Below are 14153 nucleotides of genomic sequence, written 5' to 3' on the forward strand. Positions count from 1 at the left end.
CCCGGGGACCGGCTTGTTTGCCCCCGTCACCCGCGCGATGCACCGGCATCGTCGCGACCTTGGCGCCAGCTTCGGGGCGCCAGGACCACACGGCTTGAACGTCCGCAGGCTTGCCAATCGTCCGGCGCATCAGCACCTGACAGGCCCGCGGCCACCGCTCCCCACCCCAACGTATCGTGACGACGCGTACGTCCCTCTGCATGAGGCGGGATGCCGGGAGGAGAGCATGATTTCTGCTTAAGCGAAACAAGAATATTTTTGGCCGGATATCTGGACAGGGGTGATCGTGTTGAGGACGCTGCAGTAATTTCGCTTCGCGCGCAGGATGAACTTGCGCCTGCCGCAGCCGCGCAAATGCAAAAACGTATCTCAATTGATCATCGTCGCTGCTTGATTTGCCCGACGGGACGCTGAAAATCTGATCCGCAGGACCTCTCACCTCGTTCCCTCGTTGATACCAACAACGGCGCAGCCGCCATGACCGAGCCGATACCACCGAGGAAACGCCGCATGCTGATCTGGATCGCAGGCGCCGCCGTGCTCGTCGTGGCCGGTGCCGCCATTGCCGCAGGACCGATCATGAGCCGGGTCGAACAACCCAAATACGACATCGTCTCGCGCGACGGCGATTTCGAGATTCGCGCCTATGCGCCGATGATCATCGCGCAGGCCGAGGTGCAGGGTGCGCGCAGGCCGGCCATCGAGGAAGGCTTCCGCATCATTGCCGGCTACATCTTCGGCGCCAACCAGGGCAGGATGAAAATCGCGATGACCGCGCCGGTGCAGCAGCAGGCGGCCGCGTTGCCAGCGGCGGAGGACAAGACCGGCAGCGACCGCTGGAGCGTCAGCTTCGTGATGCCGTCGAGCTGGTCGCTCGAGACGCTGCCGCCCCCGGCCGACGGCAGGATCAAGCTGACACAAGTGCCGGCCCAGCGCATGCTGGCGCTGACCTTCTCGGGCGCCTATTCCGACGGCATCCTGGCCGAGAAGACCCGCGAGCTGCGCGACTACGCGCAGCGGAACGGGCTGGCCGTGTCGGGTGCACCACTGCTGGCGTTCTACAACCCGCCCTGGACCTTGCCGATGCTGCGGCGGAATGAAGTGATGCTGGCGTGTAGTTGCTAGTCGATCTCTTCACGCCGATGGCGGTGCGCTCCCTCGCCCCGTTCTTACGGGGAGAGGGTTGGGGTGAGGGGCAGCCACACGGGAAGTGTTGCATTTTCGCAAAGATGTTTTCGCATCCACCTCGAAGCGAGCGCGCCCGTCCGACGGACTTAGGATGCGGCTACGTATGTGCCATGCCCCTCACCCGGATTGCTGCGCAATCCGACCTCTCCCCGCAAAGGGCGGGGAGAGGTTGCACCGTCCGTGCTGAGAGAGGGGGCCTCACCCCTCGATGATCGCCACCGCCCGCGTCCAGCCGGCCGACGCCCGCTCGATCTTCACGGGGAAGCACGACACCATGAACCCCGTCGACGGCAGCTGCTCCAGATTGTGCAGCTTCTCCAGGTGGCAATAGCCGATGTGGCGGCCGGCCTTGTGGCCTTCCCAAATCAGCGATGCGTCGTGGGTCTCGGCGTATTTCTGCGCGGTGAACACGAACGGCGCGTCCCAGCTCCAGCCGTCGATACCGGTCAGGCGCACGCCGCGCTCCAGCAGATACATCGTCGCCTCGTAGCCCATGCCGCAGCCGGAGTTGACGTAGTTGGCCTGGCCGTAGCGCGCACCGGCTGACGTGTTGACGACGACGATCTCGAGCGGCGACAGCGTGTGGCCGATGCGCTTCAGCTCCGCCTCGACGTCCTTGGCCGTCACCACGTAGCCGTCGGGGAAATGCCGGAAGTCGAGCTTCACGCCGGGCTGCAGGCACCATTCCAGCGGCACCTCGTCGATAGTCCAGGCGCGCTCGCCGCGGTTCATCGTGGGATGGAAATGCCAGGGCGCATCGAGATGCGTGCCGTTATGCGTCGACAGGCTGACCTGCTCGACCGCCCAGCCCTGCCCGTCCGGCAAATCCTCCGCCTTCAGCCCGTCGAAGAACTGCAGCATGCGCGGCAGGCCCTGCTGATGATCGATGTAGGTGATGGTCGGATGCGCGCCGGGCGGATCGGCCGGAACGTCGTTCTGCAGCGGCACGGAGATGTCGATCAGCTTGCGGGCCATGTTACGAGCCATGGGCGGTCCTCTCGTTTGTTGTTGTATTTATCTGCTTCAAGTGTCGATGGTCGCGGGATCACACGTCCTGCCGCTCGACCTTGTTCTTGAGAATGCCGATCTTCTCGACCTCGAGCTCGATCACGTCGCCATGTTCGAGATACCAGCCGAGCTCCAGACCGCAGCCATTGCCGACGGTGCCCGAGCCGATGAACTCGCCCGGCATCAAGGTCTCGTCCTTGCTGACATAGGCGATCAGCTCCTCGAACGAGAACAGCATGCCCTCGCTGATGCCGCGCGAGCGCACCTCGCCATTGACGCGCGCCTCCATCTTGAGCCGATAGGGATCGCCGATCTCGTCGGGGGTGACGATCCACGGCCCCATGACGTTGCCGCCGTCAAAGCTCTTGCCCTTGGAGGGACCGAGCCGGCCGTCCATCTCGATCCGCTGGGTGTCGCGCGCGGAGAAGTCGTTGAAGATGGTGAAGCCGAAGATGTGGTCGCGCGCCTTCGCGGCAGAGATGTCCTTGCCCCGGCCCTTGGTGATGATGCCGAACTCCAGCTCGTAGTCCATCACCTTGCTGTAGCGCGGCCACTTCACCGTCGTGTTTGGACCGCGCACGCTGAAGCGGTTGGTGATGTAGAAGATCGGCACCTTGCGATAGACCTCCGGCAGCTCGCCGAGCGGCTCGGCATCGATGCGCGCGAGCTCATCCATATCGCCGCGCTGGCGCGCCGCGAGCTTCCGCTGGCCGCGCGGCGCCTGCAGGATGTGCAGTGGAAACGACATGCCGTCGCGCATCTGCCGTGGCTCCGGGACAGGAGCGAGCAGCTCGGTCGCAGCGACGTCGCGCGACAGGCTCTCGTCATCACCGTACCGGGCGACCAGCCCACGCGCCTCATCGAGGGCGGCGTCGCCGGCATCGATCAGCGACAGCATCGAGACGAAGGCTGGATTCCTCCTGCCGGCACGGTCGGCGGCTGCCGCCAGATCGAACAGCTTGGCGTCGGCGCCATGGACCACGCCGATCCGCTCCCTGCCATCGCTCCGAAATGTCGCAAGCTTCACGCCGTCCTCCCCTTGTGTTCTGTCTGAAAATATACAAACATACAAAATATCGATAAACAAGAGGCGACCGCGATGGGGCGCCCAGGGAGGGGTTCAACGATGCGTCATCGGCTCATGGGTGCTGTTGTCGGCTGCATGCTGACGTTCGCGCTGACATCCACTGCGGCACAGGCCGAGAAGATCCAGATCGGCTGCACCGCGACCTCCGACTGCGCCTCGGCGATGGTCGCGGTCGACGAGGGCCTCTTCAAGAAGCACGGCCTCGACGCCGAGATGGTGCTGATCGGGATCAACTCGAACATCCCCGCTGCCATCCTCTCCAACTCGATCCAGATCGGCGGGCCGACGTCGACGGTGTTCCTGCAGGCGGCCGATGGCGGGCTCGATCTCGTCGCGGTCTCCGGCGCCTCGATCATGAACAAGACCTCGAACGACGCCATCGCCGCCTTCGTGCGTAACGGCATCACCATCAACGGCCCGCAGGATTTCAAGGGCAAGAAGGTCGGCGCGCCCGGCATCGGCGCCTTCCTGCACGTGCTGTTCGTGAAATGGCTGGTCGAGAAGGGCGTCGATCCGAAGAGCGTGAACTTCGTCGAAGTGACGTTCCCGACCATGGCCGACACCATCAAGTCGGGCGGCGTCGACGCCGTGCTGACCGCCGAGCCGTTCGTGATGCGGATGACCAATGCCAATCTCGGCACGGTCGGGGCGCGCTACGCGGCGGAGCTCGCCCGCACCGAGCCGATCATCTTCTACGCGGCGTCGCGCGACTGGGCGGAGAAGAACCAGGAGACGGTGAAGAAATTCCGCGCCGCCATCGCCGAGGCGGCTCCGATCGTCAACAATGATCGCGAGAAAGCCTCGGCCGCAATCGCGAAGTTCACCAAGCAGCCGTTGGAGCTGGTCAAGCTGACGCCGCCGAACCATTCCGAGCCGGTGCTGAAGCCCGAGCAGCTCGCCTGGTGGATCGACGTGATGTCGGCGCAGAAGATGCTGCAAAGCAAGCTGGACCTCAAGAAGCTGATCCTGAACTGATGACGGCGGCTACTCCGATCCTGCCCGCTGAGCCGGCAAGCGACACGCTGAGTGAGCGCGCCGCGGCGCTGATCGAACGCGACATCGTCGCGGGCGTTCTTGCCCCCGGCTCGCGGCTCGGCATCGTCGAGCTCGCCCAGCGCTACGAGATCGGTCCGACGCCGGTACGCGAGGGCCTCTCGCGCCTGGTCTCGCGCGGGCTGATCGTCGGCATCGGCCAGCGCGGCTTTCGCGTCGCCGAGGTCAGCCGCGACGACCTCGTCGACATCACGCGGATGCGCACCGTCGTCGAGAAGGAGGCGCTGCGGCTGGCGATGCAAAGCGGCGGCGACACATGGGAAGCCGGCATCATCGCGGCGCTGCATCAGATGCGCCGCTACATCGAGCGCATGGAAAGCGAGTTCCGTGAAGGCGCGGCGGACTTCGATCGGCTGCACAAGGCATTTCACACCGCCCTGCTGTCGGCCTGCGGATCGCGCCGCCTGCTCGCGGCGCATTCCGATCTCTACGACCAGGCCTACCGCTATCGCCGCGTCATGATGCGCAGCTTCGACGACGGCAACGGCTTCATCCGGGAACACGAGGCCCTCGCCGACCTCGTGCTCGCCCGCGATGCCGCGGCGGCCGCGGCGCGGCTTGAGGCGCATCTGCGCTCGACGATCGCCATTGTCTATCCCGAGCCGAAGCGGGGAAGTGGCAAATGATGGTGAAAAGCCAGAGCGGCAAAGTTATCCGCCAATTAGTTACTCGTCATGCCCGGGCTTGTCCCCGGGCATCCACGTCGACCCAGGACTTCGAAAGACGTGGATGGCCGGGACGGAGCCCGGCCATGACGGCGGGGACAGAGCTTACCCAAAGCTTAAATCTCAATAATCTTTTGCGCTACTTTCCGACTGGAGTCTGAGATGGCAGAGCCCGCCCTCGCTTTGGTGCAACCGTCTCCCTCGCCGGCCCTGGCACAAATTGCGTTCGACAAGGTCGCGCTGGTGCTCGGCGAGAAGGCTATCATCGACACGATCAGCCTGGAGGTCGCCGCCGGCGAGATCCTGTGCATCGTCGGCGCCTCCGGCTGCGGCAAGACCACGGCGCTGCGGCTCGCCGCCGGCCTCTATCAACCGACCGGCGGCAGCGTCCGTTTCGAGGGCGAGCCGATGCACGCGCCGCGGCGCGAGATCGCGGTCGTCTTCCAGGATTACGGCAAGGCGCTGCTGCCGTGGCGCACCGCCGCCGGCAACATCTCGCTGGCGCTGGAGACGATCGGCATGCCCGCCGCCCAGCGCGAGGTGCGTATTGCCGAGCTGCTGGCCAAGGTCGGGCTTGCCGGCCATGCGACGAAATATCCGACCGAGATGTCCGGCGGCATGCAGCAGCGGCTGCAGATCGCGCGCTGCCTCGCGCAGGATCCGAAGGTGCTGCTGATGGACGAGCCGTTCGGCGCGCTCGATGCGATGACGCGGCAGGGCCTGCAGGACGAGATGCTGGAGCTGGTCGCCTCGACCGGCGCCACCGTCGTATTCGTGACGCATGATCTCGAAGAGGCGATCTATCTCGGCGACCGCGTCGTCGGCCTGCTGCCGCATCCCGGCCGCGTCGGCCTGGAAATGAAGATCGACCTGCCGCGACCGCGCGACCAGTTGGCAACACGCGAGCATCCGGAGTTCCTGCGGTTGCGCAGAGAGCTGTTCGACTTCATCAAGGCGAGCGAATGAGCATGCCGGAGCGCATCAAGCCGGTGCTGCTGCCGCTCGCGACGCTGCTCGCCTTCGAGGCCTGGATGCGGCTCGCCGCCGTGCAGAGCGACTCGCTGGCGCCGCCGAGCGCGATCGCGCTGGCGCTGGTGGGCGCACTGACCGACGGCTCGCTGCTGACGGCGACGCGCGACACGCTGGCCTCGGCGTTCGCCGGCCTCGTGCTCGGCGGCGCGATCGGTCTGGTGCTCGGCATCGCGCTCGGTCTGTCGCAGATCTTCGACCGGCTGATGGAGGTCACGATCGAGGCGATCAGGCCGATTCCGTCGGTCGCGCTGCTGCCGATCGCGCTGATCGCCCTCGGCTTCGGCTATCGCATGGAGATCGCGATCGTGGCCTTTGCCTGCGTCTGGCCCGTGCTGATCGTGACGCGCGCCGCCGTCGGCAGCATCGAGCCGCGCCTGATCGAGGTGGCGCGCGTGCTGCGCCTGTCGCAGCTCGATCGTATCAGCAAGATCGTGATTCCCGCCGCCCTGCCCCGCATCTTCCTCGGCTTCCGGCTCGCCGCTGGCATTGCGCTGATCGTCGCCGTCACGGTCGAGATCGCGATCAATCCGCTGGGTCTCGGCGCCGGCATCATGATCGCGCAGCAGGCGCTGCGACCGGATCTGATGCTGGCTTATCTCGTCTGGATCGGCGTCACCGGCTTCGTGCTCAACGCCGCGCTGATGGCTGCGCAACGCGGCCTGTTCGGACGCGCCGCCGCCGCGGGAGAGCAGGCATGAGATGGTCCGTGATCGCCTGGCGCCTTGCCAGCTTTGCCGTCGCCGCCGGCTTCATCGCAGCCTGGCAGCTCGCAGCTGATCAACGATGGGTCTCGCCGGTGTTTCTGCCCGGTCCCGATCGCGCCTGGGCGTCGCTGCTGCGCGGCTTCACCACGGGTGATCTGCTGACCAAGCTCGCGGGCACCCTGACCCACATGGCCTATGGCTGGCTGCTCGCCTCGATCGTCGGTGTCGCGCTCGGCGCCATGATCGGCTCGTCCAAGGCGATGCGCAGCTATGTCGCGCCGAGCTTGGAGTTGCTGCGGCCGCTGCCGGTGTCGGCGATCATCCCCGTCGCGATCGCTGCGCTCGGCCTGTCGCAAGGCATGGCGCTGTTCGTGATCGCGTTCGGCTCGCTCTGGCCGATGCTGCTCGGAACGATCCACGGCTTCGCCGCGGTCGAGCCGCGGCTCTACGAGGTCGCGCGCGTGCTGCACATGTCGCGGCTGGCGGTGGTCGCTAAGATCGCGCTGCCGTCGGCCGCGCCCGATATCCTCGCCGGCATGCGGCTGAGCCTCACGGTCGCGCTGATCCTCGCCGTCGTCTGCGAGATGCTCGCCGGTCTCGACGGCCTCGGCCAATGGGTGCTGCTGTCGGCCCGCTCGTTCCGCTCCGCCGACCTGTTCGCCGGCGTGATGCTGCTCGGCGTCATCGGCTACGTCACCGCGCTCGCGATGGGCGCCGCCGAAAGCCGGCTGCTGCGCTGGCAGCACGCCCGGCGGTGACTTAGCGCGCCAGCCCGGCGACACGGCCGAGCGCGACGGCGGTGAGCAGGCCGTTGCCGGAGAGATAGCCGGAAGCATCGGCCCCGGAGACGCCGCAGGCGGCGCCGCCGGCGGCAAACAGGTTGTCGAACACGGTGCCGTCGGTGCGCATCACGCGCGCGCGGTCGTCGATCACGAGGCCGCCTTGCGTGTGGAATAGCGCGCCGGTGACCCGGACCGCGCGATAGGGCGGCGCGAGTTGCGGCACGCCGGCGAAGCTGCGGCCGAAACGGTCTATGTGCTGCTGCGCCTTGGCCTCGTTCACATCAGCGCATGTCGCGGCAAGGACATCGGCCGGGACGCGCATCGCTGCAGCGAGGCTGGCGACATCGTCCGCCTCCAGCATAGCACCGTGCGCGACAGCGTTGCGAAAATCCTCGAACTGCGCGGCGATGCCGGCGATGCGCGCATCGAACATCGTCCAGGCGATGCCGTCCGGCTGCGCCAGCACATTGGCCGCCTGCTCGGAATAACCGGACGCCTCGTTGGAGAAGCGCTCGCCCTTCGCATTCACCTGGAAGCCGCCCTCGGTGATGGTAGCCCAGCTGATGAGGATGCCCGCGGGATGCGCCACTGAGCCATGGCCCTGATGACCGCCGAGATGGCGCGTCGCCGCGCCAAGCTGCTCGCCCCAAGTCAGCGCATCGCCCTGGTTGCCGATATGGCCGAAATAGGTGGCGCTCGCCATCCCCGGGATGTGCCGCGCGACCAGCGCCGGATTGCCGCCATAGCCGCTGCAGGCCAGGATCAGGCGGCGGCAACCGATCTCGTCAGTGGTGCCATCGGGCCGCGTGAAGCGTACGCCGACGATGCGCCGCGTGAGATCGACCAGCAGCGTCGTCGCGTGCGCGTTGCAGAGGATATCGATGCCGGCGGCCTCCGCCGCGGCGCGCAACCGATCGATCAACTCGCGCCCGGCGCGGCTCGGCAGGCCGTGCATGCGCAACGCCGAATGTCCAGGGTAGCTGAAATTGTCGACCAGCGAGAACGGCAGCTGATGCCGGTCGGCGAGCCATTCGAGGGTCGGGCCGATGGTGGTCGTCACGAGGTTCACCAGCGCAGCATCCGGCTGATCATGAGCCTTGTGCATGATGTCGGTGGCGAAGCGTGCGGGGCTGTCGTCGATGCCGAGCGCGACCTGCCAGCGCGTCCTCGCGGCGGGGATCAGTCCAGCCGACAGCGCGGTCGAGCCCTGCGGCACGCCATCGCGCTCCAGCACCAGCACGCTCTCGCCATTCTCGACGGCTGACAACGCAGCGACGAGACCGGCAGCACCGGCACCGATGATGAGGCAGTCAACGACGACCTCTGGAACGCGATCGATCTGTTCAACCGAACTCATGCCGCCGCCAGCTCCGTCATCGCCTCCGCGATCGACGCCACGCGGCACACCGGTTTCAGCGCCGCGATCGCGGTGGCATGCGTCTCGGCCGTGAACGCCGCGCAGCCATCCTCCAGCACGACCGTCTCGAAATCGCGGATATGCGCGTCACGCACGGTCGATGCCACACCGCCATTGGTGACAATGCCGGCGACGTAGAGCTTCTCGATGCGGCACTTGCGCAGCACCCATTCGAGCCGCGTCATGTAGAACGCCGAATAGGCGATCTTCTCGATCGTGACGTCGGCCGGCTGCAGCACGTCGACCAGTTGATGGCCCCACGCGCCGGGCAGGAAGTCGCCCTTGGCGAGGAACGGCCGCAGCTGCTTCAGATGCGGCGAGATCAGCGGCTCGCCGCCCTTGGCCGGCACCAAGGTGAACTGCGTCGAGATCACGAAGCCGCCCTTGGATCGCATCAGATCCGCAAAGGGCTTGAGCCGCGGCGGCAGCGCCGCGATGTCCGCCGCCGTCTGGCCGGCGCGGCCATAGGCCCCCTTCGGATCGAGGAAGTCGTTCTGCAGATCGACGATCAGCAGCGCGCTCTGCGCGGCCGGGATGACGTGCTCGCTCATGCACTGCGCTCCACGATGACGTTGCCGAACTTGTCCACCCGCGCCTTGAAGCCGGGCGCGATCACCGTCGTTGCATCCGGCTGCTCGAGGATCGCGGGCCCCGTAATGTCACTGCCGACGGGTAGATCGAGCCGCGCATAGATCGCCGTGCTCCACCATTTGCCATCGAACCAGACATCCCGGCTGCCCAGCCGGGCCTTGACGAGATCGGCGCCGGCATCAGGCGCGAGCGCCGAGAGATCAAAGCGCGGGCGCACGCCGATCGCAGCCGTGCGCAAATTGACGATCTTGATCGGCACGCCCGGCAAAAGCCGGCTGAAGCTTTTCTGATAGGCCGTCTCGAACGCCTTGCGGACATCCTCGACGGTGAGCCTGATCGCGCCGTCACGGATCTCGGCCGGCAGGGTCGCGCGAATGGTGTGGGTCTGGCCGACATAGTGCATGTCGAGCTCGAACAAGGTGTCGATGCGCTCGACCGCGAGCCGCGCGTCCTTGACCACCGATTGCGCATGCTCGGCTTCGGACAGCATCCAGCGCGTCAGCGCCGCGATGTCGAGGCCGTCGACGAACATGTTGAGCGTCTGCACCTGATCGTGGCGGATGTCGGCGATGACGCAGCCGAGCGCCGAGGTGACGCCGGGATAGCGCGGCACCAGCGCCGCCTTAAGGCCTACATCCTTGATCAGCGCCGAGACGTGCAGCGCGCCGCCGCCGCCGAATGGCACCGCCGCGAAGCGCGCCGGATCATGGCCGCGCTCGATCGACATCAGCCGGATCGCGCCCGCCATCTTGCTGTCGGCGATGCGCACGATCGCCTCCGCCGCCTCCATCACGCCGAGACCGAGCGGCTCGCCGACGTGCTTGGCAATGGCGCGCTTCGCAGCCTCGACGTCGAGCGCCTTCAGCTTGCCGCCGATCGGCCTGTCAGCATTGATGCGGCCGAGCACGACATTGGCGTCGGTCAGCGTCGGCCGCTCATTGCCGCCGCCATAGCACACCGGACCGGGACGCGAGCCCGCGCTCTCCGGGCCGACCTGCAGCAGGCCGCCGGCATCGACATGGGCGATCGAGCCGCCGCCGGCGCCGATGGTGGTGATTTCGATCATCGGCGTGCGCACGACCAGGCCGAAATCGATCGTGGTCTGCGCCGCCAGCGAGGTCGCGCCGTCGACCACCAGCGACACGTCGAACGAGGTGCCGCCGAGATCGCCGGTGATGACGTTGGGGAATCCCGCCGCCTTCGCGATTTCGGCCGCAGCGATCACGCCGGCTGCCGGTCCCGACAGCGCGGTACGGATCGGGAAGCGCCGCGCCGCGTCGGTCGACATCACACCGCCATTGGACTGCACGATGTGGAAGCGGCCGTCGAAGGCCTCACCCGCCAGCGCGTTCTGCAGTTTCTGCAGATAGGAGCCGACCACCGGCTGCAGATAGGCGTTGAGCGCCGTCGTCGACGTCCGCTCGAACTCGCGGATCTCCGGCAGGATCTGGCTGGAGCAGGCAACATTGTCGTTCGGCCAGATCGCCTGCACGGCGTCGAGCGCGCGGCGCTCGTTGTCGGGATTGGCGAACGCATTGATGAACACGATCGCCAGCGCCTGCGCGCCCTTGGCCAGCAGTTCGCGCGCAGCCGCTTCCACCTGCGCAACGTCGACAGCTGTGCGGATGGTGCCGTCAGAGAGCACGCGCTCATCGACCTCGGCGCGCATGTCGCGCTCGACCACGGGGATAAAGTCGCCCCACAAGCCCCAGGTGTTGCGGCGGTCACGGCGGCGCATCTCGAGCACGTCGCGGAAACCACGCGTGGTGATCAGGCCGATGCGCGCGCCCTTGCGCTCCAGCAGCGCGTTGGTGCCGACCGTCGTGCCGTGGACGATCGAGGTGAGATGCGAGATCGCGCCGAAGCCCTGGAGGCCTTCGAGGAAGCCTGTGGCTTCGTCGCCGCGGTTCGATGGCACCTTGTTGGTGCGGAAGGTCCGCTTCGCCTCGTCGAAATAGAACAGATCGGTGAAGGTGCCGCCGACGTCGACGCCGACGATGGTGCCGAGCTTGCTCATGCCGCACCTCCTGCACGGAGCGTGCGCGTCGCGGCCTCGTCGACCGCGCCGTCAGCTTTCACGGCGACCTTGTAGACTTCACGCGCCTTTGCCGGCGAGACGAAGCCGAGTGCGACGTCATGTGCAACGGCCGCGACCGGCCGCGCCTCCGGCGGCCCCCAGCCGCCGCCGCCCGGGGTTTCGAGCCGCACGCGCTTGCCTGCCTTCAGATGCAGATCGGTGATCTTGGAGACCATCGGCGGGCTCGCCTCGCCCTGCTCCGTCTGCCACGCGAAATGATTCAGCGCGGCACTGCCGCCGCCGGCGACGCCGAACGGCGCCGCCTTGCCGCGCTCGCCGAGCAGCGCGACGTCGGCATCGGCCAGCAGCTCGACTTCGTAGACCGCACCGACGCCGCCGCGATGCGTGCCGGCGCCGGCGGAATCCGGGCGCAGCGCCCATTGCGTGAACATCACGGGATAGGCTGCTTCGAGAATTTCCACGGGCGGGATGGTCGCAGTCGAGATCGGGTTGTTGGCGTGGTTGAGGCCGTCGGTCGCGGGGTTGCCGCCGAGGCCGCCGCCGAAGAACGAGAACATCACGAAGCGGCTGTTGTCCTTGCGATGGCCGGCGATCGACAGCGCGTTGATGGTGCCGAATGGCGCCGCGGTGGCGCGCGACGGATCGGCCTTGGCGAGCGCGCCGAGCACGACGCCGATCAGACGCAGGATGGTCTCGGTGTAACCAGCCACCGGCTTCGGCGGCCCGGCCGCCAGCAGCGAGCCGTCGGTGATCGCGAACGAGATCGGTCGCAGGCAGCCGGCATTGGCCGGCACCTCGGTGAAGACGTGCTTGAGCGCGACATAGCAGGCCGCGATCGTGGTCGAGCGCGAGATGTTGATCGGGCCCTTGCAGGCACCGGAGGAGCGCGTGAAGTCGAGCGTCAGCGTATCGCCGGTGATGGTGACGTCGAGCGCGACCGTCAGCGGTTCGTCGACGATGCCGTCATTGTCGAGCACGTCCTCGAATGAATAGGTGCCGTCCGGCAGCGAGGCGATCGCCGCGCGCATCAGGGTTTCGGCGCGATCCGAGAACGCCTCGAACGCGTCGGCCACGGTCTTGTCGCCGTAATCGTCGAGCAGCGCGCGCAGGCGACGCTCGCCGAGATCGAGCGCGTTGAGCTGGCCGTTGAGGTCGCCCCAGTTCGACATCGGCACGCGCGAATTGGCTTCGAGGATGCCGAGAATATCGTGGTTCATGCTCCCCGCAGCGATCAGCTTGACCGGCGGAATGCGCATGCCCTCTTGAAAACTCTCGACCGCCTTCGGATTGTAGCCGCCGGCGACGTTGCCGCCGATGTCGAGCCAGTGGCCGACCGAGGCGATCCAGCAGAACACCCGGCCGTCGCGGAACACCGGACGCACCAGACGGAAGTCGTTGAGATGCGTGCCGCCGTCATAGGGATCGTTGAAGATGAAGGTGTCGCCCTCTTCGAGACCGCCATCCTTCTCGACCTTGGCGATGACGGCGCGCACGGCGAAGGCCATCGCGCCGACGAAGATCGGCAGCCCGCCCTGCCCCTGCACCAGCGTATCGCCTGTTGTCGCATGGTAGATGCCGTGACAGGCGTCGCGTGCTTCGGCGATGGTCGGATTGAAAGCGGAGCGATACAGCGTCGCATCCATCTCGTCGGCGATCTGCTCCAGCCGGCCCTTCAGCACCGCCAGCGTGATCGGATCCAAGGTGGTCATGCCCGCGGCTCCTCATCGGTGGACGCGTAGCGCGCGCCGTTGGCCAGGATGTCTGACGTGCCGAGCATCGCATTGAGGCCGTTGAAGTCGAGCATGCGGTCGGCAAACGGCTTGGTCGAGCCGGCCTGCGCCAGCGACGCGTAATAGGCGCGCGCGGCGAAGGCGAGTGCGCGGACGATGCCACCGGGGAAGATCACGAGCTTGAAGCCGAGCGCGCCGAGCTCTGAGGCCGCATGGATCGGCGTCGCGCCGCCCTCGACCATGTTGGCGAGCAGCGGCCGCTTCGACGCCAGGCGTGCGGCGATCGCCGAAAGTTGTTCGTTGCTCTTCGGCGCCTCGACGAAGAGCACGTCGGCACCGGCCTCGGCATAGCGCTCGGCGCGCGCGATCGCGGCCTCCATGCCCTCGATCGCCAGCGCATCGGTGCGCGCGACGATCAGGGTCTCGGCCGACTGCCGCGCATCGAGCGCGGCCTTGATCTTCCCGACCATCTCGCCGGCGCTGATCACGGTCTTGTCGGTCAGATGGCCACAGCGCTTCGGCGTGGTCTGGTCCTCGAGCTGGATCGCGGAGGCCCCCATGCGCTCGAACAGCCTGATCGTACGCTGCACATTCAGCGCATTGCCGAAGCCGGTGTCTGCGTCGACGACCAACGGCACGTCGACGCGGTCGCGGATCATGGCGATGGTGTCGGCGACCTCCGTCATCGACACCAGGCCGATATCGGGACGTCCGAGCTTGGTGTAGGCGATTCCGGCGCCGGTCAGATACAGCGCCTTGAAGCCGGCCTCGGCGGCAATGCTCGCGGTCAGCGCGTCGTAGACGCCGGGCGCGATCGTCGTCTCGGCGGATGCCAGAGTGGATCTCAGGCTCATTGTC

The 14153-nt window shown here is 66.9% G+C and carries 13 protein-coding genes; 6 read left to right on the plus strand and 7 right to left on the minus strand.

Translation table 11 applies throughout. The features are described from left to right. Nucleotides 1-510: 510 nt before the first annotated feature. Entirely contained in the window at nucleotides 511-1125 is a 615-nt protein-coding gene (locus ACQR07_RS06595; RefSeq protein WP_434901498.1) for an SOUL family heme-binding protein, read from the plus strand. 261 nt (nucleotides 1126-1386) lie between these two features. On the opposite strand, the gene ACQR07_RS06600 is transcribed toward ACQR07_RS06595, so the two are convergent. Both ACQR07_RS06600 and ACQR07_RS06605 read right to left on the minus strand, forming a co-directional pair. Continuing rightward, entirely contained in the window at nucleotides 1387-2163 is a 777-nt protein-coding gene (locus tag ACQR07_RS06600) for a cyclase family protein (protein WP_434901768.1), read from the minus strand. Nucleotides 2164-2233: 70 nt separating this feature from the next. Beyond that, nucleotides 2234-3223 carry a fumarylacetoacetate hydrolase family protein gene (locus tag ACQR07_RS06605; RefSeq protein WP_434901499.1) on the minus strand — a complete coding sequence of 330 codons (990 nt, stop codon included), beginning with the start codon at nucleotides 3221-3223 and terminating at the stop codon, nucleotides 2234-2236. 99 nt (nucleotides 3224-3322) lie between these two features. Between ACQR07_RS06605 and ACQR07_RS06610 the strand changes: the two genes are divergently transcribed. The 5 genes from ACQR07_RS06610 to ACQR07_RS06630 all read left to right on the plus strand — a co-directional run bounded on the left by ACQR07_RS06610 (nucleotide 3323) and on the right by ACQR07_RS06630 (nucleotide 7495). Then, nucleotides 3323-4258: an ABC transporter substrate-binding protein gene (locus ACQR07_RS06610; RefSeq protein ID WP_434901500.1), complete on the plus strand. Its 936-nt coding sequence runs from the start codon at nucleotides 3323-3325 to the stop codon at nucleotides 4256-4258. Continuing rightward, nucleotides 4258-4962 carry a GntR family transcriptional regulator gene (locus ACQR07_RS06615; protein ID WP_434901501.1) on the plus strand — a complete coding sequence of 235 codons (705 nt, stop codon included), beginning with the start codon at nucleotides 4258-4260 and terminating at the stop codon, nucleotides 4960-4962. The genes ACQR07_RS06610 and ACQR07_RS06615 overlap by 1 nt, the downstream gene beginning before the upstream one ends. A 201-nt stretch (nucleotides 4963-5163) precedes the next feature. After that, nucleotides 5164-5967 carry an ABC transporter ATP-binding protein gene (locus ACQR07_RS06620; RefSeq protein ID WP_434901502.1) on the plus strand — a complete coding sequence of 268 codons (804 nt, stop codon included), beginning with the start codon at nucleotides 5164-5166 and terminating at the stop codon, nucleotides 5965-5967. Continuing rightward, entirely contained in the window at nucleotides 5964-6731 is a 768-nt protein-coding gene (locus ACQR07_RS06625; RefSeq protein ID WP_434901503.1) for an ABC transporter permease, read from the plus strand. Before ACQR07_RS06620 ends, ACQR07_RS06625 begins: the two co-directional genes overlap by 4 nt. After that, entirely contained in the window at nucleotides 6728-7495 is a 768-nt protein-coding gene (locus ACQR07_RS06630; RefSeq protein ID WP_434901504.1) for an ABC transporter permease, read from the plus strand. Before ACQR07_RS06625 ends, ACQR07_RS06630 begins: the two co-directional genes overlap by 4 nt. A gap of 1 nt (nucleotide 7496) precedes the next feature. Here ACQR07_RS06630 and ACQR07_RS06635 read toward each other — a convergent pair whose 3' ends face one another. From ACQR07_RS06635 to ACQR07_RS06655, 5 genes are read right to left on the minus strand one after another with little or no spacing between them, the layout of a single operon-like run. Then, a complete protein-coding gene (locus ACQR07_RS06635; protein WP_434901505.1) occupies nucleotides 7497-8876 on the minus strand; it encodes an FAD-dependent oxidoreductase in 1380 nt (459 codons plus the stop codon). Beyond that, nucleotides 8873-9487 (minus strand): cysteine hydrolase, encoded by a 615-nt coding sequence (locus tag ACQR07_RS06640; protein WP_434901506.1) that lies wholly within the window; start codon nucleotides 9485-9487, stop codon nucleotides 8873-8875. The genes ACQR07_RS06635 and ACQR07_RS06640 overlap by 4 nt, the downstream gene beginning before the upstream one ends. After that, on the minus strand, nucleotides 9484-11544 hold the full coding sequence (locus ACQR07_RS06645; protein WP_434901507.1) for a hydantoinase/oxoprolinase family protein: 2061 nt from the start codon (nucleotides 11542-11544) through the stop codon (nucleotides 9484-9486). The genes ACQR07_RS06640 and ACQR07_RS06645 overlap by 4 nt, the downstream gene beginning before the upstream one ends. Next, nucleotides 11541-13274, minus strand: coding sequence for a hydantoinase B/oxoprolinase family protein (locus ACQR07_RS06650; protein WP_434901508.1), 1734 nt, complete (start codon nucleotides 13272-13274; stop codon nucleotides 11541-11543). The genes ACQR07_RS06645 and ACQR07_RS06650 overlap by 4 nt, the downstream gene beginning before the upstream one ends. Then, a complete protein-coding gene (locus ACQR07_RS06655; protein WP_434901509.1) occupies nucleotides 13271-14149 on the minus strand; it encodes an isocitrate lyase/PEP mutase family protein in 879 nt (292 codons plus the stop codon). The genes ACQR07_RS06650 and ACQR07_RS06655 overlap by 4 nt, the downstream gene beginning before the upstream one ends. Nucleotides 14150-14153: the final 4 nt, after the last annotated feature.

The organism is Bradyrhizobium sp. HKCCYLS20291 (assembly GCF_051167715.1).
In the GTDB taxonomy this organism is placed as follows: domain Bacteria; phylum Pseudomonadota; class Alphaproteobacteria; order Rhizobiales; family Xanthobacteraceae; genus Bradyrhizobium.

Excerpts from the sequence above, each read along its gene's own strand:
- ACQR07_RS06615 (WP_434901501.1), top strand. The coding sequence starts at position 4,258 with ATGACGGCGGCTACTCCGATCCTGCCCGCTGAGCCGGCAAGCGACACG.
- ACQR07_RS06610 (WP_434901500.1), top strand. The coding sequence starts at position 3,323 with ATGCGTCATCGGCTCATGGGTGCTGTTGTCGGCTGCATGCTGACGTTC.
- ACQR07_RS06620 (WP_434901502.1), top strand. The coding sequence starts at position 5,164 with ATGGCAGAGCCCGCCCTCGCTTTGGTGCAACCGTCTCCCTCGCCGGCC.
- ACQR07_RS06650 (WP_434901508.1), bottom strand. The coding sequence starts at position 13,274 with ATGACCACCTTGGATCCGATCACGCTGGCGGTGCTGAAGGGCCGGCTG.
- ACQR07_RS06625 (WP_434901503.1), top strand. The coding sequence starts at position 5,964 with ATGAGCATGCCGGAGCGCATCAAGCCGGTGCTGCTGCCGCTCGCGACG.
- ACQR07_RS06640 (WP_434901506.1), bottom strand. The coding sequence starts at position 9,487 with ATGAGCGAGCACGTCATCCCGGCCGCGCAGAGCGCGCTGCTGATCGTC.
- ACQR07_RS06630 (WP_434901504.1), top strand. The coding sequence starts at position 6,728 with ATGAGATGGTCCGTGATCGCCTGGCGCCTTGCCAGCTTTGCCGTCGCC.
- ACQR07_RS06595 (WP_434901498.1), top strand. The coding sequence starts at position 511 with ATGCTGATCTGGATCGCAGGCGCCGCCGTGCTCGTCGTGGCCGGTGCC.
- ACQR07_RS06645 (WP_434901507.1), bottom strand. The coding sequence starts at position 11,544 with ATGAGCAAGCTCGGCACCATCGTCGGCGTCGACGTCGGCGGCACCTTC.
- ACQR07_RS06600 (WP_434901768.1), bottom strand. The coding sequence starts at position 2,163 with ATGGCCCGCAAGCTGATCGACATCTCCGTGCCGCTGCAGAACGACGTT.
- ACQR07_RS06655 (WP_434901509.1), bottom strand. The coding sequence starts at position 14,149 with ATGAGCCTGAGATCCACTCTGGCATCCGCCGAGACGACGATCGCGCCC.
- ACQR07_RS06635 (WP_434901505.1), bottom strand. The coding sequence starts at position 8,876 with ATGAGTTCGGTTGAACAGATCGATCGCGTTCCAGAGGTCGTCGTTGAC.